Source organism: Actinomadura sp. WMMA1423, assembly GCF_006547145.1.
Taxonomy (GTDB): Bacteria; Actinomycetota; Actinomycetes; order Streptosporangiales; family Streptosporangiaceae; genus Spirillospora.
Map to the genome: position 1 here is coordinate 7,842,277 of NZ_CP041244.1, position 26,585 is coordinate 7,868,861.

Here is a 26,585-nt window from a genome sequence, read left to right on the forward strand (position 1 = left end):
TGTTTGCGAGCCGCGCCGGTCACGCGCCGTGCCGCGCGGGACGTCGGGGGGCAGTGCATGTCGGACAGGGCCGGACAGAACGGCGGCCGCGGCGAGCGGGCCGGGACCGAGATCATCGGGGTCACCCCGTTCGGCAGGCCCGCGCCCCGTCTCGCCGTCGCCGTGGGCCGCGCGGGCGGCACGGGCGTGCTGGACCTCGGCGCCGAGCGGGCGCCCGCCCTCGCCGCCCTCACCGAGGTCACCCGCTGGTGGAGGGGACCGTTCGGCGTCCGCGTGCCCGCCGGGTGCCGGATCCGGCCGGACGAGCTCCCCGAGGCGGTCGGCACCGTCCTGGTCGACGGGCCCCTGCTGTGGACGGACGGCGCGCCGGACATCGCCGGATTCGCCCGCGGGCGCCGCCTCCTGGTCGAGGTCATGAGCCCCGAGGAGGCCGCCGCCGCGGTCGCCGTCGCCCAGGACCTCGCCCACGACGCGGGGCTCGTCGCGCGGGGCTGCGACGCGGGCGGGCGCGTCGGCGACCTGACCACGTTCGTCCTGCTCCAGCGCCTTCTGGCGGAGGCCGGGGTCCCGGTGTACGCGGCGGGCGGGATCGGACCGCACTCCGCCGCGGCCGCCGTGGCCGGGGGCGCGGCCGGGGTGGTCCTGGACGTCCAGCTCGCGCTGGTCCGGGAGGCGGAGCCGCCCGCCGGGACCGCGGCCGGCCCGGCGGCGCTGGACGGCACCGCGGCCGCGCTCGTCGACGGGCATCGGGCCCTGCGCGGGCCGGGCGCGGCGGAGACCGGGCGGCTGCCGCTGCCCGCCGGGCAGGACGCGCCGCTCGCCACCGCGCTCGCCGGGCGGTACAGGACCGCCGGGGGAGTGGTGCGGGCCGTCCGGGAGCAGATCGAGGCGCACCTGCGGGCCGCCGTCCGGGCCGAGCCGCTCGCGCCGCGCGGCGGACCGGTCGTCATGCAGGGGCCCATGCCGCAGGTCGGTGACAGTCCCGCGTTCGCCGGAGCGGTCGCGCAGGACGGCGGCCTGCCGTTCCTCGCGCTGGGCCTGGCCGATCCCGGCCGGGTGCGGGCGCTGCTGCGCGATGCCGCGGACCGGCTCGGCGGCCGCCCCTGGGGCGCCGCCGTCCTCGGGATCGCGCCGCCGGAGCTGTGGGAGGCCCACCTCGCCGCCATCCGCGAGGCCGCCCCGCCCTACGCGCTGATCGCGGGCGGCGGCCCGGCGGAGGCCGCGCCGCTGGAGGCAGCCGGGATCGGCACGTACCTGCACGTCCCGTCCCCGGAACTGCTGGACCGGTTCCTGGCGGAGGGCGCGCGCAAGTTCGTGTTCGAGGGCGGGGAGTGCGGCGGCCGCGTCGCGGCGCGCGCGAGCTTCCCGCTGTGGGACGCGCAGGTCGAGCGGCTGATGGCCTTCGACGGCGACCCGCGCGAGCTGTCGGTGGTGTTCGCGGGGGGCGTCCACGACGAGCGGTCCGCCGCCATGGTCGCGGCGCTCGCCGGTCCGCTGGCCGAGCGCGGCGCCGACGTCCGCGTCCTGATGGGCACCGCGTACCTGTTCACCGCCGAGGCGGTCGGCGCGGGCGCGATACAGCCGGGCTTCCAGGACGTCGCGCTCGGCTGCGGCGGGACGGTGCTGCTGGAGTCGGCGCCCGGCCACGCGACCCGCTGCGCCCGCACCCCCTACGTCCAGGCGTTCGAGGAGACCCGCCGCGAGCTGGAGCATGCCGGGACGCCGCCGCAGGAGGTGTGGCGCCGCCTGGAGAAGCTGAACCACGCCCGCGTGCGCGTCGCGAGCAAGGGCGTGCGCCGAGGCGCCCCGGTGGACGCGGACGTCCAGCGCTCCGAGGGCCTCTACCCGATGGGGCAGGTCGCCGCGCTGCGGTCGGCCGCGACCCGGATCGCCGTCCTGCACGAGCAGGTCACTTCGGGCGCGACCGCGTTCCTGGCCGCCCGCGCGGCGGAGCTGGGCTTCGCCGGGCCCGTGAGGGCGGCGTGCCCGGTCGACATCGCGGTCATCGGGATGGCCTGCGTCTTCCCGGGCGCCGGTGACGCCGCGCGCTACTGGGCCAACATCGTCGGCGGAGTCGACTCGGTGAGCAACGGCGGCGGGGTCGACTCGGTGAGCAACGGCGGCGGGGTCGACCCGGCGGCCGATGCCGTCTGCTGGGACGGCTCGCCGTCCGGGGAGGTGAGGGCGCCGTCGACGCGGGGCGGGTTCATTCCCGACGTGCCGTTCAACGCGCTCGCCCACGGGATCCCGCCCGGAGCGCTCGGCGGCGTCGACCCGATCCAGCTCCTCTCGCTGGAGGTCGCGTCCCGGGCGCTGGCGGACGCGGGATACGCCGACCGGCCGTTCGACCGGTCCCGGACGTCGGTGGTCTTCGGTGCGGGAGCGGGCGGAGACCTCGGCGTGGCCTACGGGATGCGCGCGACGCTCCCGTCCTACTACGGCGAGGTGCCCCCGGGGCTGGACGAGCGGCTTCCGCGTCCGACCCCGGACTCCCTCCCGGGCGTCCTCACCCACGTGATCGCGGGACGGATCGCGAACCGGCTCGACCTCGGCGGTGCGGCCCACACCGTGGACGCGGGCGGCGCCGCGTCGCTGGCCGCGCTCGACGCCGCCTGCAAGGAGCTCGTCTCCGGGTCCGGCGACATGGTGCTGTGCGGCGGAGCCGACCTGCGCGGCGGCCTCCACGACTACCTGCTGCAAGCCTCGGCGGGCGCGCTGTCCCCGGCGGGGCGCTGCGCCGCGTTCGACTCGTCCGCCGACGGGATCGCGCTCGGCGAGGGCGTCGCGTGCGTGGTCCTCAAGCGCCTCGCGGACGCCGAACGCGACGGCGACCGGATCTACGCGGTGGTCAGGTCGGTCGCAGGTGCGAGCGACGGCCGTTCCCTCAGCCTCACCGCGCCGCGTCCGGAAGGGCGGCGCCGAGCTCTGGAGCGCGCCTACGAGCGCGCGGGCGTCTCACCCGCCGCCGTGGGGCTCGTCGAGGCGGACGGCACCGGCACCGAGGCGGGCGACAGGGCGGAGCTGGCGGCCCTGGCCGCGGTGTTCCGCACGGCCGCGCCGGGGAGCGTCACGCTCGGGTCGGTCAAGTCGCAGATCGGCCACACCGGGTGCGCCGCGGGCCTCGCCGGGCTGGTCAAGACCGCGTACGCGCTCCACACGGGCGCGCTGCCGGGCACGCTGCACCTCGCCCGCCCGAACCCGGAGTGGTCGCCGGAGGGCCCGTTCGCGTTCGGCGGCGGCGCCCGGCCGTGGACCGCCGGACCGGGGGAGCGGTACGCGGGGCTGAGCGGCTCCGGAATCGGCGGCGCGAGCTTCCACGCCGTCCTGTCCGGTTACGGCGGCGCCCCCGAGCCGCTGTCCGGGCTCGCCGAGTGGCCGGCCGAGCTCTTCCTGATCCGTGGGGCCGACCGCTCCGCCGCCCGCGCCGCGATGGACCGGCTGTCGGGCCTGCTGTCCGGCGGGCCCCGGCTGCGCGACCTCGCCAGGACCGCCGCGTCCCTCGACGGGCCGGTGCAGGTGGCGCTCGTGGCCTCGGACCTGGACGACCTCCGGCGCAAGCTCGCGCACGCGGCCGGGTTCCGCGCGGCGCCTGGCGTCTTCGTGGCGTCCGGCGAGCAGGGCGCCTCCGCGGATCCGGGGCAGGTCGCGTTCCTGTTCCCCGGCCAGGGCAGCCGGCGGCCCGGAATGCTCGCCGACCTCTTCGTCGCCTTTCCCCGCCTCCAGCGGCTCCTGCGGCACGCGGGCGAGCGGTACGCGGCCGCGATGTTCCCGCCCAGGGCGTTCACCCGGTCGGACGCCCGCCGCCACCGGGCCGAGCTCGCCGACACGCGGATCGCGCAGCCCGCCCTCGGCATCGCCGGGCTGGCCGTGCACCGGCTGCTCACGGCGGTCGGCGTGCACCCGGACCTCGCCGCCGGGCACGGTTGCGGCGAACTCGTCGCGCTGTGCGCCGCCGGCGTCTTCGACGACGCCGACCTGATCGGCCTGAGCGCCGTGCGGGGGGAGGCGACCCTGGCGGCTGCCGGGCCGGACGCGGGCGCGATGGCGGCGGTGAGCGCGACGCCCGCCGAGGTGCGCGAGGCGCTGGCCGACGTGGGCGGCGTGGTCGTCGCCCAGCACAACGCGCCCCGCCAGGTCGTGGTCTCCGGAACCTCAGCGGGCGTGGAGCGGGCGCTGGGCGTCCTGGCGGACGCGGGCCTGCACGCCGAGCGGCTCCCGGTCGCGTGCGCGTTCCACAGCCCGCTCGTCGCCGCCGCATCGGCGGGCCTGCACGCCGAGCTGCTCGGCCGCGACCTGCGCTCGCCCGCGTTCCCCGTCTGGTCGAACGCGACGGCGGCGCCGTACGAGACCGAACCGTCCGAGCTGGCCGGCACCCTCGCGGCGCAGCTCGCCGCGCCCGTCCGCTTCGTCGAGCAGATCGAGGCGATGTACGCCGCGGGGGCCCGCACGTTCGTCGAGGCGGGGCCCGGACGGGTCCTCACGGGCCTTGTCGGCAGGATCCTCGTCGACCGGCCGCACACCACCGTGAGCTGCGACGCGCCCGGCGAGAACGGCCTCGCGGCGCTGCTGCGCGCGCTCGCCGGGCTGGCCGCCGCCGGCGTCCCGGTCGACCCGCTGCCCCTGTTCGCCGGACGCGACGCCCGCCCGCTGTCCGGGGAGCCCGTCCCGGCGCCGGGATGGACCCTCAACGGCCGCCTCGTCCGCACCGCCGACGGCGGGTACCCGGCGGGCGCGCTCCGTCCCGCCGAGCGCATCGAGGGCCCCGCCCCGGGCGGCTCGGAGGCCGCCGTCCTGGAGTACCTGCGCGCGAGCCGCGAGGTGATCGCGGCGCAGCGCGAGGTCGTCCTGCGGCACCTGGCGGCCCCGGCGGGACGGGACGCGGCACCGCGGTCGGTCCCCGCGCCGCGTCCCGTCCTGCCTGGTGAGATGCTGCCGACGCGGCCGGACGGGGAGGAGCCTTCGGAGCGGCCGGGCAGCGGGGAGCGGGCAACCGGGGCAGCGCGGGACGTGCACGCCGCCGCCCGCGCCGTGGTCAGCGCCCGGACCGGCGCCGACCACCAGGACGCGCCGGCGGAGCCCCCGCGCCCGGTGGTCCCCAAGCCCGCAGTTCGTGAGCCCGCAGTTCGTGAGCCCGTCGTGCGTGAGCCCGCGGTCCGTGAGCCGGTTGCTCGGGAGCCTGCCGTCCGTGAGCCCATGGTTCGCGAGCCTGTGGTTCGGGAGCCTGTGGTTCGGGAGCCTGTGGTTCGGGAGCCTGTGGTTCGGGAGCCTGTGGTTCGGGAGGCTGTGGTTCGGGAGGCCGCCGTCTGTGAGCCCGCCCTCCAGGAACCCGTGGTGCGGGAGGCCGTCGTTCCGCGGCCCGCGCGGGGCGAGGCCCGGGTCAGGACCCCGGAGCTGCCCGGGGTCCGGCCCGTGCCGCGGATGGTGCGGCAGGTCCCGCGGGTCGTGCAGCTGGACGCGCTGCCGGTGCCGCCCGACTCGGGGACGGCGTTCGAGGGCAGGACCTTCCTGGTCGTGGACGACGGGTGCGGCGTCGCGCTCGAACTGGCCGGGCTGCTGGAGCGGCACGGCGCGCGGGCACGCCCCGCCCGGGACGTCGACGGGCCCTGCGACGGGCTCGTCCACCTCGGGGCGCTGCGACCGGGAGCCGCGGGCGTGCTGCCGCAGGCGTTCGAGGGCGTCCGGCAGGCGCTGGACGGCGGGTTGCGGTGGCTGGTGCTCGCGAGCGGGGCTGGCGGCACGTTCGGGCACCGGTTCGGCGGCGGCGCCATCGGGGACCCGGTGCCGGGGGCGGGCCTTCGGGGGCTGGCCAGGACCGTCGCGCTGGAGTATCCGGAGACGCTGGTCCGCGCGCTGGACGTCGACACCAGGGAGACCCCGCGCGCGATCGCGCAGCGGATCCTCGCCGAGCTGCTGGCCGCCGAGGCCCCGGTCGTGGTCGGGCACGAGGGCGGCCTGCGCAACGGGCTGGAGATGGTCCCCGCCGAGCCGCCCGCTGGAGACCCGGCCGGCGCGCTGCGCCTCGGGCCGGACGGCGTCGTCCTGCTGACCGGCGGCGCGCGGGGCATCACCGCGCGGGTTGCCCTGGAGTTCGCCCGGACGAGCGGCTGCCACGTCGAGCTGGTGGGCCGCACCCCGGAGCCGGCGGGCGCCCCGGAGTTCCCCTGCGCCGAGGACGAGGCCGCGCTGCGCCGGGCGCTCGTCGCGCAGGGCGAGGAGCGTCCCGCCGAGATCGAGGCGACGGTCCGCAGGATCCTCGCCGAACGCGGGATACGCCGCACGCTGGCCGCGCTGCGCGAGCACGCCGCCTCCGTCCGGTACCACGCGGCGGACGTGCGGGACCCGGCCGCGGTACGGGCCGTGGTGGACGACGTCTACCGCCGGCACCGCCGGCTGGACGGGGTCGTCCACGGCGCCGGTCTCGTGGAGGACCGGCTGATCCGCGACAAGACGCCCGAGTCGTTCGCGCGGGTGTACCGGACGAAGGTGGACGGCGCCGCCGCGCTCGCCCAGGCCGTCCGCCCCGAACTCGGGTTCTTCGTCGTCTTCGGCGGCATCGCCGGCGTGCACGGCCGCGCCGGGCAGGCCGACCGAGCCGCGGCGGGCGACGCGTGCGGCACGCTGGCGCACGCGTGGCGCACGCGGCTGCGCGGCCGGGTGCTCGTCGTCGACTGGGGACCGTGGGCGGGCGCCAGCATGGGCCCCGCCACGGGCCCCGGCGTGGGCGGCGTCGTGGGCAGCAGGGCGTCGACCGAGCGGGCGCGCGAGTACGCGCGGCGCGGCATCGGGCCGATCGACCCGGACACCGGGGCCGCCGCCCTGCTCAGGGAGATCGCCCTCGGGGACGAGACACGGGTCGTGCTCACCGGGGCCGTCCGGTGAGCGAGGCGGGGGAGCCGATCGCCATCGTCGGGGCGGGGGCGGTGTTCCCGGGCGCGGGGTCGGCGGCCGAGCTGTGGCGCAACGTCCTCGACGGGTTCGACGCGATCGGCGACGTGCCGCCCGGCCGCTGGGACCCCGCGCTCTACTACGACCCGGACGCCTACGGCCGGGAGCCGGAGAGCGACAGGTTCTACTGCCGGCGCGGCGGGTTCGTCGACGAGCTGGCCGTCGTCGACCCGGCCAGGTTCGGCATCGCGCCCGCGGCGGTGCGGGGCATGGAGCCCGACCACCTGCTGGCGCTGCGCGCGGCCGGGGACGCGATCGCGGACGCGGGCGGCGCCGACCGGCTGCCCGACCGGTCGCGGATCGGCGTGGTCATCGGGCGCGGCGGCTACATCACGCCGGGACTGGCGCGGTCCGACCAGCGGGTCAGGACCTCCCACCAGGTCGCCGGCATCATCGGCGAGCTGGTGCCCGAACTCGGGCCCCGGCGGCTGGCGGAGATCCGCCGGGCGTTCTGCGAGCGGCTCGGCCCGGACGCACCGGACACCGCCGGGCAGCTGCCGGGCTTCGCCGCCTCCCTCGTCGCCGAGCGGTTCGACCTGCGCGGCCCCGCCTACACCCTGGACGCGGCGTGCGCGTCGTCGCTGCTCGCGGTCGAGCACGCCGTCCGGGCGCTGCGCGGCGGGCAGACCGACGCGATGCTGGCCGGGGCCGTCCACCACGCCCACCACGCCACGGTGTGGAGCGTCTTCAACCGGCTCCGGGCGCTGAGCCCGAGCGAGACGATCCGGCCGTTCGACCGGTCCGCCGACGGGACGCTCCTGGCCGAGGGGACGGGCGTCGTCCTGCTGAAGCGGCTGTCCGACGCCGAGCGCGCCGGGGACCGTGTCCACGCGGTGATCCTCGGCGCGGGCTCCTCCAGCGACGGCCGCGCCGCGAGCGTCACGAGCCCGCCGGTGGACGGGCAGGTCCTCGCGGTCGAGCGGGCGTGGCGGGACGCGGGCCTCGTCCCGTCCGCCCCCGGCGCGGTGGGGCTGATCGAGGGGCACGGCACCGCGACCCCGGCGGGCGACGAGGCCGAGCTGGCGACGCTGCGCCGGGTCTTCGGGACCGCCGGCCCGCCAATCGGTCTCGGCACGGTCAAGTCGATGATCGGGCACGCGATGCCGGCCGCCGGGATCGCCGGGCTGATCAAGGCCGCGTTCGCGCTGCGCGACGGAGTCCTGCCGCCGACGCTGCACGCCGACGACCCGCATCCGGCACTGGAGGGCGGCCGGCTGCGGCTCGTCCGGGAGGCCGCGGAGTGGGAGCGGGGCGGCGGCCCCCGCCGGGCGGCGGTCAACGCGTTCGGGTTCGGCGGCGCCAACGCCCACGTGGTCCTCGAGGAGCCGCCCGCCGCCCGCAGGCCCCGGCGGCGCCGGCTCGACGCGCCGCGGTCGGACGAGGGCGTCCTTCGGCTGGCCGCGCGCACGACCGAGGAACTGGCCGAGGTCCTGTCCGCCCCCGACGAGGAGCTCCTCGCCGGCGTCCGCGACGACGCCCCCGACCTTCCGTACCGCCTCGCCATCGTCGGCCCCACCCCGCGCAGGCTCGACCTGGCGCGCGCGGTCGTCCAGCGCGGCACCGCCTGGCGCGGCCGCAGCGACGTGTGGTTCTCGCCCCGCCCCCTGCTCGCGGACGGCGGGCGGCTGGCGTTCCTCTACCCCGGGTTCGAACCCGCCTTCGACCCGCGCGTGGCCAACGTCGCCGCGCACTTCGGCATGCCCGAGCCGGAGCTGACCGGCCGCACGGACGTCGCCGGGCACGCGGCCGACGTGGTCCGCGTCGGCCGGCTGCTGACCGCCGCGCTCGCGGAGCTCGGCGTCGAGCCGGACGTGGCGGCGGGCCACAGCCTCGGCGAATGGACGGCGATGGCCGCGGCCGGGGTCTGCGACGCGGACGCGGTCGAGGCGCTCCTCGGCGCCCTCGACGGCGAGCCCCTGGACGTTCCGGACGCCGCGTACGCGGCGCTCGGCTGCGGCGCGGACCGGGCGCGCGAGGCCGCGGGCGGGCACTCCGGCGTCGTCGTCAGCCACGACGACTGCCCGCACCAGTCGGTGGTCTGCGGCCCGTCGGCGGAGGTCCGCGAGATCCTGCGGCGGCTCGCCTCCGAAGGGGTGCTCGGGCAGGAGCTGCCGTTCCGGTCGGGGCTCCACACCCCGCTCGCCGGGGCGTGCGAGAAGCGGGTGCGGCGCTCGCTGGAGTCGCTGGAGATCCGCGAGCCGCGCGTCCCGCTGTGGTCGGCGACGACGGTCGCGCCGTTCCCGCGCCGCCCGGCCGAGGTGCGCGAGCTGGTCGGGCGGCACCTGCTCGAACCCGTCCGGTTCAGCGAGCTGGTCGAGGAGCTCTACGGCGCGGCGCACGTGCGGGTGTTCGTCCAGGTGGGGCCGGGCGGGCTCCCCGGCTTCGTCGCCGACCGCCTCGGCGGCCGCGAGCACCTCGCGATGGCCGTCAACGTGCCGAAGCGCGACGGGATGGCCCAGCTCCGCCGCGTCGTCGCCGCGCTTTGGGCCGAGGGCTACGGCGCGTCGCCGCCGCCTCCGCCGGCCGCCACGGGCATGCGCCTGGACCTCGGGACGCCGATGATCAGGCTGGGCGGGGCCGTGGAGCCGCTCCGGCTCGCCCGGAGGGTGCCGCCGCTGCCCGCCGACGATCCGGTGATGGCCGAGCTGGAGGCCCTGCTCGACGACGCGGCGAGCGGGGCGGAGTCGGTCCTGGAGGCGCTCGGCGGCGGGCCCGCGGCCCAGTCCGCGCCGGGTGAGAACGCGCCCGGGGAGAGCGCGCCCGGCGAGGACGTGTCGCCGGTCGCCGCGGAGCTGAACGTCTCCCGCGCCTTCTCGGTCGAGGCGATGCCGTGGCTGAGCGACCACTGCCTCGTCCCGCAGCCCCCCGACTGGCCCGACATGTCGGACAGGTTCCCGATCGTTCCGCTGGCCGGGCTGCTGGAGGTCATGGCCGCGGCGGCGCGCGAGCTGCTGCCCGACCTGGTCGTGGTCGGGTTCGAGAACGTCCGCGCGGTCCGCTGGCTCGTCGCGGCACCGCCGACCGCCGCCGAGATCCGCGCCTACCTCATCGACGCGGCGGGACGTCCGCGCAAGGTGAAGGTCGTCGTCCACGGCCACGCGGACGGGACGGTCCTGCTCGCCGAGCGCCACCCCGCGCCGCCCCGGCCGGACCGCACGCCGCTGACCATCGAAGGGCCGCCCATCGTCACCGCCGAACGGCTCTACGAGGAGCGCTGGATGTTCCAGGGGCCGCTCTTCCGCGGAGTCACCGAGATCACGGCCCTCGCGGAGGACGGCGTGCGGGCCGTCCTGACCTCCTTGCCCACGCCAGGCGCGCTCCTGGACAGCGCAGGCCAGCTCTGCGCCCACTGGCTCCAGGTGTACGGCGACACCAACCAGACCGTGTTCCCCGTAGGGATCGAAAGGGTCGCCCTCTACGGACCCACACCGCCCCCAGGGGAGCACCTCGACACGACCATCTGGAACCAGTCCCTGACCGACACGACCATGCGCTGCTCGGTGGAGATGGCCACGGACGACGGAACCGTCTGGGCGCGCATCGACGGATGGACCGCCCACCGCTTCTACACCGACGAGGCGCTCTGGCGAATGAAGTTCACCCCGGAGGTCTCCGGGACGGGGGAGCCGCAACCCGGCGGCTGGTGCCTGGCCCGCAAGCGGTGGGACGGCACCGCCTCCCGCGACCTGCTGATGCGCCAGTACCTGTGCGCCGTCGAACGCGCCGAGTACGAGGCCCTCCCGCCGACCGAGCAGGGGCCGTGGCTGCTCGGACGGATCGCGGCCAAGGACGCCGTCCGCCACCACCTCTGGCGCGAGGGCCACGGGCCGCTCTTCCCGGCCGAACTCACCGTCCGGGACGGACCCCTCGCCACGGGTCCGTTCGATGAGCCGCTCACCCTCTCGATCGCCTCGGACGCCGACCTGGGCGTGGCGCTGGCCAGGGCCGGCCGCGAGCCCGCCGGCATCGGGCTCGCCCGGGAAGGGGAGGACGCGCGGATACGCGCGGCCAAGCAGGCGGTGTTGCAGGCCCTCCTACCGGGCATGGGCAGCGGCGCGGAGCGGCCCGAACTCGTCGTGACCGTCGCCGACGCCGAACGGCTCCTGATCGCGGCGGGCGGCACGGTCACCACGGTGGAGACCCGCGAACTCGAAGGACACGTCGTGGCCTGGACGGCCGCGTCAGGCGCGGCCGACATGGAGGAGACCCGAGCATGAACGACGCCGACCACACCGGCACCCGGACACGGGCCGGAGCAGCACAGGCCGGAGCAGCACGGTGAACGCCCGCCGCGTCCGCGTCCCGTCCCTGCTCGGCGATCCGGGGGTCGCGCGGGCGTGCGCGCCGTCCCGCCGCTTCCTGTTCGCGGTCCCGCCGCCGGGGCCGGGCGGCGCCGGGCGCGTCACTGAGGCCGCCGCGGTCGCCGCCGAGCTCGCCCGGCGCGGCCACAAGATCGCCTGGACGGGCCACCGCGCGTCCCTCGAACCGCTGCTGCGCCCGGGCGCGCGGATCTTCAGCGCCGGCGACGACGCGGCGGCACGGCCGGACGGTGACGGCCCGCGACCGGACGGCCCCGCCTTCCTGCGCTCCCTGTGGGAGGAGTTCGCCGTCCCGCTCGGCCACGCGATGCTGCCCGGCGTCGAGACCGCGATCGACCGGTTCCGCCCGGACGCGGTCGTCGGCGACCAGCTCGCCCTCGCCGCGCCCCTCGCGGCCCGGCGCCGGGAGATCCCCTGGGCCACGCTCGCGGCGACGCCGGTGGAGCTCACCCGGCCGCTCGCCGACCGCCCGGACGACGAGCGGCGGGTGCGCGAGGGGATCGGCGGGTTCCAGCTCGACAACGGCATCGACGACCTGCTCGACCTGCGCTTCTCCGACCACCTCGTCCTGGTCTTCGCCACCGGCGCGCTGCTCGGCGACACCTCCGTCTTCCCCGACCACTTCGCCTTCGTGGGGCCCGTCCTCGGGCGCCCCACCCCCAGCGCCTTCCCATGGGAGCGGTTGGACGGCCGCCCCGCCGTCCTGGTCACGGGGGGCGCGGTCGACGACCCGTCCGGGGAGCGGTTCGTCCGGGCCGCGGCCGAGGCCGTCCGCGACCTGGACGTCCAGGCGGTCATCGAGGCGTCGCCCGCGGCGGTGGGCGAGGTGCCGCCGGACGTCGTCGTCCGCAGGCACCTCCCGCGCCGCAAGCTGCTCGAACGGATGTCGGCGGTCGTCTGCGACGGTGGCTACGCCACCGTGTGCGAGCCCCTGTCCCGGGGCCTGCCGCTGGTGGTCGCGCCGACGGGGGACGACCAGCCGGTCATCGCGGGTCTGGTGGAGGCCGCCGGGGCGGGGATCGCCGTCCCGCCCGACCGCGTCCGGCCGGAGGAGCTGCGGGCCGCCCTCACGGCCGTCCTGGCGGACGGCCCGCACCGCGCCGCCGCGGGGCGCGTCCAGGAGTCCTTCGCCGCGGCGGGCGGCGCCGCCGAAGCCGCCGACCGTCTGGAGAAGCTGGCGTGATCGCTTCCGCCACCGAAGGGCGCGCGAACCCGGGCACAACTCGGTAGCGTGCCGCCATGACGGACATCTTCGACGACCTGGACGCGGAGTACCGGAGGCTGGACGCGGTGCTGGCGTCCCTGACGGACGAGCAGTGGGACCGGCCTTCCGGCGCCGAGGGGTGGAGCGTCGCCGACGTCGTCCTGCACCTCGCCCAGACCGAGGAGATGATCAGCGGGCCGTCCGAGGGGCGGGAGGCCTTCCTGCCCTCCGCCGAGACCACCGTGGACGGGATGGCGGCGGACATGGTCGCCGCGGAGCGCGGCGCCCCGGCCGCCGACCTGCTGGCGCGCTGGCGCGCGGCCGCCCTCGCCACCCCGGACGCGCTGCGCGACCAGCCGCCGGGCACGCGCCTGCCGTGGGTGCGGATGTCGCTGTCCCCGCGCACCCTCGCGACGACCCGGCTCGCCGAGCACTGGGCGCACGCGCTGGACATCACCGTCCCGCTGGGCGTCCCCTACCCCGACACCGAGCGGCTCCGCCACATCGCCTGGCTGGCCCACCGCACGCTGCCCTACGCCTTCTCCGTCGAGGGCCTGCCCGACGCCCCCGTCTTCTGCGACCTCACCGCCCCGGACGGATCGCGGTGGACGCTCGGCGACCCCGCCGCCCCGTCCCGGATCAGCGGCCCGGCCTCGGACTTCTGCCGGCTCGGCGCACGCCGCCTCACCCCCGCGCAGACCGGCCTCACCGCCGAGGGCCCGCACGGCGCCGACGCCCTGCGCGTCCTCCGCAACTACGCGGCCTGACCCCGCGAGCACTCCAGGGGCCCGGGGGCCTCATAATCTCGACCATGACGGAACGACGCGCGATCCTCAGCGGCTCGACGTTCGAGGAGCAGATCGGATACGCCCGCGCCGTGGTGGACGGCGACCGGGTGTACGTCTCGGGCACGACCGGGTTCGACTACACCACGATGACGATCTCCGACGACGTGGTGGAGCAGGCCGAGCAGTGCCTCCGCAACATCGAGGCCGCCCTTGCGGAGGCGGGCTGCGCGTTCGCCGACGTCGTGCGCGTCCGGTACCTGCTGCCCGACCGCGCGGACTTCGAGCCGTGCTGGCCGGCGCTGCGGCGCGCCTTCGGCGAGGTGCGGCCCGCCGCGACGATGCTGGTGTGCGGGCTCGCCGACCCCCGCATGAAGATCGAGATCGAGGTCGACGCGCGGAGGGCGAAGGGCGGGGGCGAGGTCATTCGGTCGCGGTGAAGGAGTCGAGCAGGCCGCCGAGGTAGCCGAGGCCGGACGCCGCGTCGCGGAGCCGGTCGGACCAGTCGGGGTCGGTGCGCAGGGCGCCCACCGCCGTCTCCAGCGTCCGGCCGGAGCCCCAGACCGCGAGGTCGCGGGCGCCGATGTCGCGCTGGCCGCGCTCCCACCAGGCGTTGACGGCGTCGAACTGCTCGGTGAGCGTGCCGCCCGGGATGGCGCGCCCGTGAAGGGCCTCCCATTCCGCGCTCAGCGGATGGCGTCCCGCGTCGGGGGCCGCCTTACGGGCCTCGCCGAGCAGCTCCAGGACGAGGCACCACCGGTAGGGGGCGGCGAAGAAGCCGGTCTCGTCGCCCGCGCACGCCTCGCCCCCCAGCATCGCGACCAGGTGGTCGGCCAGGCCGGCGGGCGCGGCACGGGACGCGACGGCCGCGTCCACCGCGTGGGAGACGGCGCAGTCCCGGAGCCGGGGCGGCAGCCCCTTCAGCGAGGAGGACGGTGGGCGCGGGGCGCCCCATCCGGTCAGGTGGGCGGCGGCGGCGAGCTCCGCCCACACCACGAACTCCGGCCGGTCGGCCAGGGCGCGCTGGGCGGTGCGCATGTCCCGCAGCGTGCAGGGCGATTCGCGGCAGTCGGCCCCGCACGTGCCGCTGCGCGGGGTCACGAGCACGCGGGGCGAGGCCGTGGGCGGCGCGGACTCCTCCAGGTGCGAGCCGTCCGGCATCCGGACCAGGAGCGGGTAGTCCATGCCGTCGGTGAACACCGCGCCCTCGCCCGGCGTGAGCGTGACGAGGAACTGCGACTGGGCCTCGGTGATGTTCATGGTGGCGCCGACCGCGTCCCGGTCGTCCTTCGCGGGCAGCCGGTGGACGATCTTGACGGCGGTGTTCTTGATGACGTCCGGGACGAGCTTGGAGGGGATCTGCTCCGCCACGATCAGGCCCTCGCCGTACGCGCGGATCTCCGCCAGCAGGCTCGCGAACGTCTCCACGGCGTGCGAGGCGGGCCCCGCCTGCTCGCTGCGGCGCAGCAGCCGGTGCGCCTCCTCGAACACGCTGAGGTGCCGCAGCCCGCCCGGGCCGCCCCGGCGCTGCCGGAGCCGCAGGTGCTCCACCAGCCTGACCAGGACCGTGCCCATCAGGAACGCCTTGTCGCGGTCGTCCCCGACGTCCTCGATCTCCAGGACGACGTTGCGGGCGAGCAGCGCGTCGAAGTCGATCGGGTGGCCGCCCTCGAAGAACCGCCCGGTCGTCCCGAGCCGCAGGCTGGACAGCCGGACCCGGATGAAGCCGCGCACGTTGTCGGTGATCTCCTGCCCGTAGCCGATCTCGTCGACGACCTGCTCGGCGGTGGCCTGGAGGTCGGCGAGCGCCGGGTAGCGGGGCGAGGTGCCCGGGACGGTCGGCTCGCCGAGCGCGAGGTCCCAGCCGAGGCGCTCGTAGCAGCGGGTCAGCGCCGCCGCTAGCACCTGCGGGAACGGCTCGTCGGCCTCGAACGCGGCGAGGAACAGGGCCCGGACGAGGTCGGCGTGCGTCTGGAGCGGGAACGGCCTCCCGTCGGGGCCGATCGAGGGTTCGAGCGGGTTGATCCCGGCCGCGATCGCCTCGGCGTCGCCCGGGCGGATCGTGACGACCTCCGCGTCCGGGAGGCGCGCCGCCATCAGCCGGTACTCGGCCTTCGCCGGCTCGACCACCAGCCACGGCAGGCCCGCCGCCGACGCGGACGCCAGCAGCGACCGGACGGTCTGCGACTTGCCCGCGCCGGTCGCGCCGCACACGAACGTGTGCCGGTTCAGGCTGGACAGCGGCACCGAGATCGGGCCCACGTCGCGGCGGTTGCGGTCCAGGACCCGCCCCAGGCGGACCCCGGTGTCCGGCGACTCGGGCGTGACGTCGAACTCCGGCCGCATCACGAACCGGACCCCGGCGACCTCCCGGACGGGCGGGCGGGCGAGCGCCGCGACGAGCTGCGTGCCCGCCTCGAACGGCCCCGCCGCCCCCGGGACCAGCGCGTACGGGAGGTGGCCGAGATCGGCGGACGCGCACAGCAGCGCCGCGACCCGCGCGGCGGCCCGGGGCGTGGCGGCCCCCGCCGCCAGGTGCACCCGCCAGAGGCCGGACGTGGCGGCCTGGCGCAGCTCGCGGTGCCGCTTCTCCAGCCGGAGGGCCGCGACCGAGTCCTCGGGCGACATCTCGGCCATCGCCCGGGCGCGCTGCTGCCGGTCCGCGAGGTCGTCGGCGAGGTGCCGCGCCTCGTCCGGGTCGACGGGCTCGGCGACCAGCATCCACGCGAACGGCTGCATCCACACCGAGAGCAGGCCGTCCTCGAGGGAGGGCCTCGCGGGCTCCTCCGGCGGCGGGTCCTCCACGAGCAGGCCGTCGGCGATGCCGCCGATGCTCACCCAGTGCGGCATCGAGTCCTCGGCGACGCCCCCGGTCAGCAGCGTCCCGCGTCCGCCCGCGGGGAGGCTGAGGGTCGCGGAGTCGCCGTCGCGGTCGGCGACCAGCCCGTCCCCGCCGACGAAGACCTCCGTGGGGCCGAACGCCTCCGCCCGCCGCCAGCCGACGAGGACCGGGTCCTTGCCCGCGTGGTAGGCCGACACCAGCGCCGCGAGCCGCTGGTCGCGCCACTCGTCGCGCCCGTGCGTCTCGTCCGGGCGGGGGACCTCCGCCAGCCGGCACACCGGCAGGCCGCGCACCACGTCCCACATGGTCAGCGGCCCCGGCGGGACTGCCGGCCGGCCTCTTGCGCGATTCCGCCTCGCTCCAGGGTCATGGCCAGTCAGGCTATTGAGCAAGGTCACCTTTGTGAAGGTCGATTCCTCACGTTGGGCCTGACAAGTTCCGTGTCAATCTGCTTGGGTTGTTTGCGGCATCGCGAGCAGTGCGGGACGGGCGTGGCGAGCGCGCCGGCAACCGGGGCAGGACGGGGGTTTCAGATCGTGATGGGCGGTCCGGTCGACCACGGGGGATTGCTGTCGCGCCGCGAGAGGCTCTTCACCCCCGACCCCCGCCTCGGCTGGGTGTTCCGCGACCGCTGGTGGTTCCGGCGCCCCTTCCCCGAGGCCCCGCCCCAGCAGCAGGCCCTTCCCGAGTACCTCGCGCGCCGGGTCGCGATGACCGAGCGGCTGGCGCAGCGCCGGCTGGGCCGGACGCTCCCGGTGAGCGCGGGGATCGCGGTGGTCCTCGTGCTGTTCGGCGCCTGCTCGGCCAGCGGTTCCGCGACGCTGCGCTCGCCCCTCTCGATCGGCTCGCTCCTGCTGGCGCTCGTCGTGCTGGCCCCCGGCGCGGTGCTGACGTGGTGGGCCGTCCGGCAGCGGCAGAGCGCCCGGCAGGCCCACGAGCTGGCCCAGCAGCAGATCATCGGCGGCTACCAGCACCGGGCGCGGCAGTGGCACGCGCGCAAGCAGGCACACGACGCCGGGGAGCGCGCACGGCTGGACGACCTGCCCGAGTGGGGCGCGGCGCCCCGCCCCGGCCGCCGCCTGGACGTGTTCGGCGGGACGCTGTGGGCGTGGGAGGCGCTGCTCACCACCTACGGGACGTCCACCCTCGCCGTCCAGCCGCTGCTGGTGCTCGACCTGTCGCGCGAGGTCGTCAGCCGCGAACTCGTGGAGCTGGCCCAGGCGGCGTGGATGGGCGTCGACGCGCAGCTGCTGCCCAGCCGCCAGGCCTCCTCCAGCCTGCTGGCCGACCTGCCGCCCCGCGACCTGGTGGACGCGATCGTCGAGTCCATGCACGGCGGGACGCCCGACGCCGCGCGGGCCGACCGCAGCATGGACGACCGGATCCTGACCAGGGTGTGCGGCGCGCTCGGCGATGACGTCACGCTCGGCCGGATCGCGGCGGCCCTGCGCGCGCTCATGGGCGAGCCCGACGACGGCGGCGCGCTGGCCCGCGAGGAGCGGCGGCACATCGCGAACGAGCTGTTCACCGTGGAGTACCGGCGGCAGGTCCACGCGAACCTGTCGCGGATCGAGTCCTACGTCCACCCGCTGGAGGACCTCGGGACCACGCCGGCCGTGAAGGACGGCGCCGGCTACCTGACCTGCGTCGCGCTCGACAGCCAGGCCCGCAACGTCCGATCCGAGCTGCTCACCGACCTCATCGTCCAGTGGGTGACGCACCGCATCACCGCGTCGTGGGACTCCACCCCCGCCCTGGTCGTCGCCGGCGCGGACGAGCTGGCCCGCCGCCACCTGGAGCGGCTGTCGGACGCCTGCGAGCGGCGCGGCGTCCCGCTGACCCTGCTGTTCCGGCGGCTGCGGGAGACCTCCGCGGAGATGATCGGCGGCGGCGCCGTCGCGTTCATGCGGCTCGGCAACCACGAGGACGCCTCCCGCGCCGCCGACTTCATCGGACGCGACCACCGGTTCGTCCTGTCGCAGATCACCAAGAACGTCGGCGGGAACGAGTCCCACACGAACACCGAGACCGAGGGCACCGGCGACTCCGAGACCCAGAGCACCAGCCGCACGACGGGGACGTCCCGCAGCTGGGGGACGAGCCGCTCGTCCGGCACCACCTACTCCGGCGGCGAGATGTTCGGTCTGTTCCCCGACCGCTCCACGTCCTACCAGCGCGGCAGCAACCGGGGCGGCTCCACCAGCCGGAGCGACACCGTGGGCACCTCCACCTCCACGTCGCGGAACTGGTCGGCCGCCTACTCCTACGCGGAGGGGACCAACTGGAGCGACGCCGACACCACGCAGCGCGTGTACGAGTACGTCGTCGAACCCGTCACCCTCCAGCACCTGCCCGACCACGCCCTGCTGCTCGTCGAGTCGGCGCCCGGCGGCGGCCGCACCATCACGCCCGTCGAATGCGACCCGGCCATCATCACCCTGGACCGCGTCACCAACGGCCCCCTCCCTGACCCGCCCGCACCGCAGGCGCTGCCCGCCCCCGGCCCGGCCCTGACCGCGCCGGGCCCGCTGACCCAGGCCCCGCCCCAGCAATGGGGGACGCCGTCCGCCCCGCAGTGGGCCGCCCCGCCCGTACTGCCGCCGCCGCGGGCGCCGCTTTCGTCCCAGCCGGGCCCGCCGCCCGGCCAGCAGACCGGCCCGCGCCCGCCGGGCGACCCCCGGCAGGGGCCGCCGCCGCTGTTCGGCGGGAGGAGCTGACGGCTCAGCCGAGCCGGCGGCGCAGCGCCTGCGCCCGCCGTACCAGGGGGAGCGGAAGGCCGTCCGGCTGGTGCTCGATGCGGTGCTCCACGGCCGCGACCAGCTCCGCGCCGAAGCCCATGCGCGCCGCGGCTTCGTCCGCCCGCGCCTCGCCCCCGGCGCTCAGCAGGCCCGCCCCCAGCGAGGCGGCGTAGGCGAGCGCGGCCGGGACCGCGGCGAGGACCGTCACCACCGAGGCGACCGCGGCCAGGAGGAACACCACCAGGAAGCCGATCGGCCGGTGCCACTCGACGGCCCGCTTCCACATCGGGCCGATCGGGGACCACACCGTGCGCAGTGCCCACCGCAGCACGCGGTGCGGAAGCGTCACCTGCGCGTGGACGAACGCCGGCACCGCATGCCACCCCTGGAGATGCCCGAGCTCGTGGGCGAGGACGGCGGCGAGGCGTTCGGGCGGCAGCGAGCGCGCCGAGTGCGAGGTGACCGCCACCGTGCGCACCGACGGCCTGCACGCGTTCAACGCGTCCGACTCGACGATGACGAGCCGGTAGCCGCTGACGCCGGCGTGCTGCTGCACGTTGCGCCACGCGTGGTCCACCCGGGCGCGCTCGGCGTCGTCCGGCTCCCGGTAGGCGTACGAGCGCCGTGCCGTCAGAGGCGCCAGCAGCAGGGCCGCCCAGAACGCGGCCAGCACGACCGAGCCCCAGGGCGGCCAGACGGAGCGCAGGGCGAACGCGACGGCGGCGACCGCGACACCCTCGACCGCCACGACCAGCGCGATCGCGACACCGGCCCGTCCGGACGGCGTGCCGTGCGGCTGCCCCGGCGGGAGGTAGCGCTGGACCGGCTCACCCGCCGGCGCCTGGCCGGAAGCGGCCTCACGCGGCACCTGCGCCGCCCGGTCCTCCATCGAAGGCGGCCGGCGCGCCGGCGCGGGGCGCGGCGCCGAGGGCTGCGGGGCGCGGGGCTTGCGAAGATCCGGCGGCGCCGGCGTCTCCATCCGGGCCTCTTCCAGGGGCGGCGTCTGCACGGGGAGCGGCGGAGCCGGCGCGGGAGACCACGGCGCGCGAGGCCGTCCGAGCCTCGGCGGCGGAGGCGCGGGCGACTCGAACCGCGCTTCTTCCAAGGGAGGCGGAGACGACGGCGCGCCCGTCGACTGCGGCGGCACAGGCTGCGGTGGGCCCTGTTGCGGTGGGCCCTGTTGCGGTGGGCCCGGCCGCGGCCTGGCCGGAGGGCGCGATGCCCGGGATGCGCCGAGGCTCGGCGGGGGAGTCGCCGGTGTCCCCGGCCGAGATTCCGCCGGGGGCGGCGGCTGGGAAGGAGTGGGCGGCTCGACCGCTGACGCGGGCCGGGGCGGAGGTGGCGCCGGCGGCCGTGCTGCGGACGGGTTGCCAAGGCTCGGCGGCGGAGACGCGGCCGATCCGAGCCGAGGCTCCTGCGAGGGCGGCCGGGTAGCAGGCGGCGTCTGGACCGCCGGTGGTGGCGGAGGCGCCGCACGGTGGGGTGACTCGGGCCCGGAGCGCGGCGGCTGGGGAGCCGGTGGGGCCTCGGCCGCAGGTGGCCGGGTGGGCGGTGGCGTGCGGTGGGGTGACTCGGGTCCGGAGCGCGGCTGCTGGGGAGCCGGTGGCGTCTCGGGCGCGGGTGGCGGGGTGGGCGGTGATGGAGGCGTCGCCGCACGGTGAGGTGACTCAGGCCCGGAGCGAAGCGGCTGGGGGAAGGGCGGGGGCTTTGGTGGCGCCGGGGTGGGGGGCGAGGCCGGCCCGCTCGGGGGCGGCGGCGTCTGCGGTGGCTCGGAAGGGCGCGGCTGTGGTGGCGCCGTGGGTGTTCGCGGCGCCGGGGTGTGCGCGGGTGGAGGTGTCGCCGTGGGGGGAGGTGACTCCTGCCTTTGCGGCGGCTGCGGTGAGGCGGCCGGCGGTTGCGGAGCCGGGGGGCGCGGGGGCGCGGGGCGCGGTGGGGCGGCCTCGGGGGGCGGGTCGGCGCTCAGGGAGGCGCGGCGGCGGGCGCGGGAGTCGAAGCGGCGCGACCGCCCGGTCCAGGTCTGGCCGTCCCAGTAGCGTTCGCGGCCCATCAACTCCGGGTCTGGGTACCACCCAGGTGGTGCGCTCACCGGAACCCCGCCTCCCGTAAGGAACAGATCAAGGCTTGCGCACGCCACGACACAGCGTCAACACGCCGGTCACAGCTTGGGGGTGAAGGGGCGTCGATGGGTGGGATCGTCCGGCTCGGCGAGGCCGCGCAGGGCCGTCTCGACGAGTTCGATCGCCTGGAGGAGCGCGACGAGGCGGGCGCCCTCGCGGCGGTAGGCGTCCAGGACGGACTCGATGCCGTGCGGGGGGACGACGGCCCCGAGATCGACGCGGGCCGTGCGGAAGCCCTCCCGGGCCGCCTCCACGGACGCGTCGACGTGGTGGCGGGCCATCCGGGCGAGGGCGAGTGGGTAGCGGCGCAGGACGCCGTAGCGCCGGTACTCGGGCGGGACGAGCTCGAGCAGCCAGGCGAGGGCGGTGTCCTCGAAACGGTCGGTGCCCGGTGGATGCACCTGCGAGGGCCAGCCGGGCGGAACGTAGGTGCTCACGAGGGCAGGATAACCCGGACTCGAACCTATGTTCGAGAACGATCCGGAGCGGTCACACGGGCGGCGGGTTGCGCCGGATCCGGATCCTGCCGGAGTCCAGGTCGTCGCGGACGTTGCCGGATCCGGTCTGCTCGTGGTCGTCCTGGCGCAGCACCTTCTGCCGCTCCTGCTCCTCCTGCTTGACCTTCTTGGAGCCCTCGAAGGCGGAGGCGAGGTCCTCGAACATGCCGCCGCCGAAACCGGCGCCGGTCTCGCCGTCGCCCCGGATGGCCCCCATCAGGGACGACTTTCCCGTCCCCTCGCGGGGCCACTCGATGGCCTCCGGCTCGGCCGCGTCCGGGCGGTGGCCCATCGGACGGCCCTTGACGCGCTTGCGGCGGCGAAAGGGTGACTTCACACACTCTCCAACGCGATGAGTCTCCAGAATGATCCCAGCGGACATTCAGGTTACGAACGACCACCGGGTGGGAGAACCAGTGAAATCTCCCTGGCGGAGCCCGAACACCGACTGTGGCCGCACCGCGACGGTGGCGTTCACCTCCGGGTCCAGGAAATCGACACGATAGCGCGTGGCGTACTTGGAGTTGACCAGGTCGATGAACCGCTGTAGATCGCGCGGTTCGGTCAGGATCTCGGCGCGCCCCTCGATGACCACGGGGTTCTCGGCCTCCTCCGTGGTGACCACGACCTGCGGGTTCGCCCGCAGGTTCACCATCTTGCGGGACGGGGCCGCGCTGCTGAACAGCAGCGCCTCCCCGGACCAGGCGCCCCACACCGGCATCGAGTGCGGGCGCCCGTCCGGCCGGACCGTGGACACCCAGAAGTTGCGGGCGGCCCGCAGCCGCTCCACGGCCCAGGACCACGGCAGCAGGCCGCTCCCCTCGTGCGGCCCCTGGATGCCGTAACCCGGCATGTACGGACGTTCCGCCTTAGGTTCGACGGGTCGGATGGGCTGGATGGGCTCCGGTTCCGCGGCGGCGCCGGCGGCCGACATGGCGTTCCTCCCTCGGTCGTGCACTGTCCCGTCCCATATCGTTACAGACCTTGGCATCCCAGGGTGACGCTCGGTGGCTCGTTGGGAGCGCCGAGGCGCGGTAGCCTGCGGGACGTGCGCCTATCCCATGTCATCTCCGCCCTGGAGGATCTCTATCCACCCGCATGGGCGGAGTCCTGGGACGCCGTGGGCCTCGTCTGCGGCGATCCCGCCCAGGAGGTGCGGCGGGTGCTGTTCGCGGTCGACCCCGTCGCCACCGTGGTCGACGAGGCGCTGGAGTGGGAGGCCGACCTGGTGGTCACGCACCATCCGCTGCTGCTGCGCGGGGTGCACTCGGTCGCCGCCACCACGCCCAAGGGCCGGCTCGTCCACCGCATGATCACCAATGGGATCGCGCTGCACACCGCGCACACCAACGCCGACCGGGCCGCCCCCGGGGTGTCGGACGCGCTGGCGCGGGCGGCCGGCCTCACCGGCGACCTGCGCCCGATGGTCCCCGCCGACGACGACCCGGCCCGCGGCCTCGGCCGCATCGGGGAACTGGACGAACCGGTCCCGCTGCGGGAGTTCACCCGCCGCGCCGCCGCGGGGCTGCCGTCCACCGCCTGGGGGGTGCGGGCGTCCGGCGACCCGGACCGCACCGTCCGCACGGTCGCCGTCTGCGGCGGCGCCGGCGACTCCCTGCTCGGCACCGCGCGGGCCGCCGGTGTCGATGCCTACCTCACCGCCGACCTGCGCCACCACCCCGCGTCGGAGTTCGCCGAGCACGGCGGCCCCGCCCTGGTGGACGCCGCGCACTGGGCGACCGAGTGGCCCTGGCTCGCCGACGCCGAGCGGCTCCTGGCCGAGTCGTCCCCGGAAGCGGGCAAGTTGGAGACCCGGGTGTCCACGCTCGTCACCGACGCGTGGACCCTTCACGACGAAGGAGCCAAGTGAAAGCCGCACCGCAAGCCCAGCTTCGCCTGATCGACCTGCAGGACCTCGACAGCTCCCTCGACCGGCTGGCGCACCGCCGCCGCACCCTGCCGGAGCTGGCGGAGATCGAGCGGTTCGAGGGCCGCCTGACCGAGCTGCGCGACGCGATCGTGGCGGCCGAGACGGAGGTCGGCGACCTGCGGCGGGAGCAGAAGAAGGCCGAGCAGGACGTCGACCAGGTCCGCACCCGCTCCGACCGGGACCGGGGGCGCCTCGACTCGGGGCAGGTGACCTCCGCCAAGGACCTCAGCAGCCTGCAGGCCGAGATCGAGTCGCTGCAGCGCCGCCAGTCCGACCTGGAGGAGGTCGTGCTGGAGATCATGGAGCGGACCGAGGAGGCGGAGGGCCGGGTCTCGGCGCTGCAGTCCGAGCGGACCGCCGCGGAGCAGGAGCTGGCCGCGCTCGCCGAGCGCCGCGACGCCGCCCAGCGGGAGATCGACGACGAGGCCGGGGCGTCGAGCGCCGCGCGCACCGCCGTCGCCAAGGACGTCCCCGACGACCTGCTCGGCCTCTACGAGAAGCTGCGCGGCCAGTTCGGCGGCGTCGGCGCGGCCAAGCTGTTCCGGGGCGCCTGCCAGGGCTGCCACCTCGCGCTGAACACCGTCGACCTGAACCGCATCCGGGCCGCCGCCGAGGACGAGGTCATCCGCTGCGAGGAGTGCCGCCGCATCCTCGTCCGGACGCCCGAGTCGGGTCTGTGAGCGCCGGCCGCAAGCTGGTCGTCGAGGCCGACGGGGGCTCGCGCGGCAACCCCGGCCCCGCCGGGTACGGCGCGCTCGTCCGCGACGCGCTGACCGGCGAGGTGCTCGCGGAGGTCGCCGAGTCGATCGGCCACGCCACCAACAACGTCGCCGAGTACCGCGGCCTGATCGCCGGGCTCGCCGCGGCCGCGGGGATCGACCCGTCCGCCCGCGTCGAGGTCCGGATGGACTCCAAGCTCGTCGTGGAGCAGATGTCGGGCCGCTGGAAGATCAAGCACCCGGACATGGTGCCGCTGGCGCTGGAGGCCCGCGAGCTGGCCGCCGCGCTGGGCTCGGTGTCCTACGGCTGGATCCCCCGCAACCGCAACGCGCACGCCGACCGGCTCGCCAACGAGGCCATGGACGCCGCCGCCCGCGGCGAGCACTGGACCCGCAAGGTCGAGGAGACGCCGGGCGAGCCCGAGCCGCCGCCCAGGCCCGCCTCGTCCACCCCCACGACCACGCTCCTGCTGCGCCACGGCGAGACACCGCTGTCGATCGAGAAGCGCTTCGCCGGGATCGGCGACGTCCCGCTCACCGCGCACGGCCTCGCCCAGGCACGCGCCGCCGCGCTCGCGCTCAAGGACCGCGGGATCGACGCGATCGTCACCTCGCCCCTGTCCCGGTGCCGCGACACCGCCGCCGAGGTCGCCGCCGTCACCGGCCTGGACGTCCGGGTCGAGGACGGCTTCCGCGAGACCGACTTCGGCGACTGGGAGGGCCTCACGTTCGGCGAGGCGGGCAAGGGCTGGCCAGGCGAGCTGAAGGCGTGGCTCGCCGACCCCGAGGCCGCGCCGCCGGGCGGGGAGAGCTTCGCCCAGGTGTCCCGGCGCGTCCGCACGGCCCTGGACAAGCTGAAGGTCCGCTACCGCGAGCAGACGGTCCTGGTCGTCTCGCACGTCACCCCGATAAAGCTCCTGGTGAAGGACGCTCTGGGCGCGCCCATGGCGTCCCTCTACCGGATGCACCTCGACGTGGCGGCGCTGACGTCCATCGACTGGTACGCCGACGGTCCCGCCACTCTTCGTGTCTTCAACGACACGCATCACCTCCCCGCCTGACCTCTGGCCTTCCGGTTTCCGGGCCCCTAGCCTGCGACCCGGGAGGCCACTGTGAACACGAAGATCCTGCTGGACGAGTCGAAGCTGCCGCGACGCTGGTACAACGTCGTTCCCGACCTGCCCGCCCCGCCGCCCCCGCCGCTGCACCCGGCGACGCGCGAGCCGGTCGGGCCGGACGACCTCGCGCCGCTGTTCCCCATGGAGCTCATCGCCCAGGAGGTCAGCGGGGAGCGCTACATCGAGATCCCCGAGGAGGTCCGCGAGGTCTACCGGCTGTGGCGCCCGACCCCGCTCATCCGGGCCCACCGCCTCGAACGCGCCCTCGGCACCCCCGCCCGCATCTACGTCAAGTACGAGGGCGTCTCACCCGTCGGGTCGCACAAGCCGAACACGGCCGTCCCGCAGGCCTACTACAACGCGCGCCAGGGCGTCCGCCGCCTGACGACCGAGACCGGCGCGGGCCAGTGGGGGAGCGCCCTCGCGTTCGCCTGCGCCCAGTTCGCCCTGGACTGCGAGATCTGGATGGTGCGCGCCTCCTACGACCAGAAGCCGTACCGCCGCTCGATGATGGAGCTGTTCGGCGCCCAGGTGCACGCCAGCCCGTCGCCGCTCACCTCGTCCGGCGCGAAGATCCTCGCGGACGACCCGGACTCGCCCGGCTCCCTCGGCATGGCGATCAGCGAGGCCGTGGAGTCCGCCGCGCCCGAGGACACCCGCTATGCGCTGGGGAGCGTCCTCAACCACGTCCTCCTGCACCAGACCGTCATCGGCGAGGAGGCCCTCGAACAGCTCGCCCTCGTCGGCGACACCCCCGACCTGATCGTCGGCTGCACCGGCGGCGGGTCCAACTTCGCGGGCCTGTTCTTCCCGTTCCTCCGCGAGAAGCTCCAGGGCCGCATGGATCCGGTCATCCGCGCCGTGGAGCCCGCCGCGTGCCCGTCCTTCACCCGCGGCCGCTACGCCTACGACTTCGGCGACACCGCCGGCTTTACGCCCCTGCTGAAGATGCACACGCTCGGGCATGACTTCGTCCCGGACCCGATCCACGCGGGCGGCCTCCGCTACCACGGCATGGCCCCGCTGCTGTCCCACATGTACGACCTGGGCATCTTCGACGCCACCGCCAAGCACCAGCGCGAGTGCTTCGAGGCAGGCGTCCTGTTCGCCCGCACGGAGGGCATCGTCCCGGCCCCGGAGCCCACCCACGCCCTGGCCGCCGCCGTCGAAGAGGCCCGCCGCTGCGCCGAGACCGGCGAACCCAAGGTGATCCTGACCGCCCTGTGCGGCCACGGCCACCTCGACATGGCCGCCTACGACCGCTTCCTCTCCGGAAGCATGGAAGACCACACCCTCCCGGAGACCCGCCTGGACGAGGCCCTGAGCACCCTCCCGTAGGTCCGCGAGTTAACTTGCGGACCTTGATCAAGC

Annotated in this window: 15 protein-coding genes; 10 read left to right on the forward strand and 5 right to left on the reverse strand. The window is 76.2% G+C overall.

The genetic code is table 11. The annotated features are described in order from the left end of the window. Nucleotides 1-57 precede the first annotated feature (57 nt). The 5 genes from FKD65_RS36405 (at nucleotide 58) to FKD65_RS36425 (ending at nucleotide 13,693) form a co-directional block, all read left to right on the forward strand. Nucleotides 58-6,879, forward strand: coding sequence for a type I polyketide synthase (locus tag FKD65_RS36405; protein ID WP_141583419.1), 6,822 nt, complete (start codon nucleotides 58-60; stop codon nucleotides 6,877-6,879). Beyond that, the gene (locus FKD65_RS36410) at nucleotides 6,876-11,162 is read left to right on the forward strand and encodes a beta-ketoacyl synthase N-terminal-like domain-containing protein (RefSeq protein ID WP_141583421.1); all 4,287 of its coding nucleotides are present in this window, start codon (nucleotides 6,876-6,878) and stop codon (nucleotides 11,160-11,162) included. The genes FKD65_RS36405 and FKD65_RS36410 overlap by 4 nt, the downstream gene beginning before the upstream one ends. 61 nt (nucleotides 11,163-11,223) lie before the next feature. Beyond that, entirely contained in the window at nucleotides 11,224-12,447 is a 1,224-nt protein-coding gene (locus tag FKD65_RS36415; RefSeq protein WP_141583424.1) for a glycosyltransferase, read from the forward strand. A 56-nt stretch (nucleotides 12,448-12,503) separates the two neighbouring features. Then, nucleotides 12,504-13,235: a DinB family protein gene (locus FKD65_RS36420; protein ID WP_141583426.1), complete on the forward strand. Its 732-nt coding sequence runs from the start codon at nucleotides 12,504-12,506 to the stop codon at nucleotides 13,233-13,235. Nucleotides 13,236-13,279: 44 nt separating this feature from the next. Next, nucleotides 13,280-13,693 (forward strand): RidA family protein, encoded by a 414-nt coding sequence (locus tag FKD65_RS36425; RefSeq protein ID WP_141583429.1) that lies wholly within the window; start codon nucleotides 13,280-13,282, stop codon nucleotides 13,691-13,693. Here the strand turns inward: FKD65_RS36425 and FKD65_RS36430 are convergent. Continuing rightward, entirely contained in the window at nucleotides 13,677-16,391 is a 2,715-nt protein-coding gene (locus tag FKD65_RS36430; RefSeq protein ID WP_205718374.1) for an ATP-binding protein, read from the reverse strand. The two genes, FKD65_RS36425 and FKD65_RS36430, sit on opposite strands and share 17 nt — an antisense overlap. Before the next feature lie 243 nt (nucleotides 16,392-16,634). On the opposite strand from FKD65_RS36430, the gene FKD65_RS36435 reads away from it, so the two are divergent. After that, nucleotides 16,635-18,812 carry a hypothetical protein gene (locus FKD65_RS36435; protein WP_141583434.1) on the forward strand — a complete coding sequence of 726 codons (2,178 nt, stop codon included), beginning with the start codon at nucleotides 16,635-16,637 and terminating at the stop codon, nucleotides 18,810-18,812. A 4-nt stretch (nucleotides 18,813-18,816) separates the two neighbouring features. Here FKD65_RS36435 and FKD65_RS36440 read toward each other — a convergent pair whose 3' ends face one another. The 4 genes from FKD65_RS36440 to FKD65_RS36455 all read right to left on the reverse strand — a co-directional run bounded on the left by FKD65_RS36440 (nucleotide 18,817) and on the right by FKD65_RS36455 (nucleotide 22,300). Continuing rightward, the gene (locus FKD65_RS36440; protein ID WP_141583437.1) at nucleotides 18,817-19,812 is read right to left on the reverse strand and encodes a M48 family metalloprotease; all 996 of its coding nucleotides are present in this window, start codon (nucleotides 19,810-19,812) and stop codon (nucleotides 18,817-18,819) included. 1,176 nt (nucleotides 19,813-20,988) lie between these two features. Beyond that, nucleotides 20,989-21,387, reverse strand: coding sequence for a hypothetical protein (locus FKD65_RS36445; RefSeq protein WP_141583439.1), 399 nt, complete (start codon nucleotides 21,385-21,387; stop codon nucleotides 20,989-20,991). Between the two features lie 52 nt (nucleotides 21,388-21,439). After that, nucleotides 21,440-21,784, reverse strand: a complete 345-nt coding sequence (locus FKD65_RS36450) for a DUF6191 domain-containing protein (protein WP_141583442.1) — start codon at nucleotides 21,782-21,784, stop codon at nucleotides 21,440-21,442. A gap of 45 nt (nucleotides 21,785-21,829) precedes the next feature. Then, complete coding sequence (locus FKD65_RS36455) at nucleotides 21,830-22,300, reverse strand: pyridoxamine 5'-phosphate oxidase family protein (protein ID WP_240809769.1); 471 nt, start codon at nucleotides 22,298-22,300, stop codon at nucleotides 21,830-21,832. A 195-nt stretch (nucleotides 22,301-22,495) separates the two neighbouring features. Here FKD65_RS36455 and FKD65_RS36460 point away from each other — a divergent pair, with 195 nt between their 5' ends. From FKD65_RS36460 to FKD65_RS36475, 4 genes are read left to right on the forward strand one after another with little or no spacing between them, the layout of a single operon-like run. After that, nucleotides 22,496-23,317 (forward strand): Nif3-like dinuclear metal center hexameric protein, encoded by an 822-nt coding sequence (locus FKD65_RS36460; RefSeq protein ID WP_141583446.1) that lies wholly within the window; start codon nucleotides 22,496-22,498, stop codon nucleotides 23,315-23,317. Then, nucleotides 23,314-24,057: a zinc ribbon domain-containing protein gene (locus FKD65_RS36465; protein ID WP_141583448.1), complete on the forward strand. Its 744-nt coding sequence runs from the start codon at nucleotides 23,314-23,316 to the stop codon at nucleotides 24,055-24,057. Before FKD65_RS36460 ends, FKD65_RS36465 begins: the two co-directional genes overlap by 4 nt. After that, the gene (locus tag FKD65_RS36470) at nucleotides 24,054-25,157 is read left to right on the forward strand and encodes a bifunctional RNase H/acid phosphatase (RefSeq protein ID WP_141583450.1); all 1,104 of its coding nucleotides are present in this window, start codon (nucleotides 24,054-24,056) and stop codon (nucleotides 25,155-25,157) included. The genes FKD65_RS36465 and FKD65_RS36470 overlap by 4 nt, the downstream gene beginning before the upstream one ends. 51 nt (nucleotides 25,158-25,208) lie before the next feature. Next, nucleotides 25,209-26,552 (forward strand): TrpB-like pyridoxal phosphate-dependent enzyme, encoded by a 1,344-nt coding sequence (locus FKD65_RS36475; RefSeq protein ID WP_141583453.1) that lies wholly within the window; start codon nucleotides 25,209-25,211, stop codon nucleotides 26,550-26,552. Nucleotides 26,553-26,585: the final 33 nt, after the last annotated feature.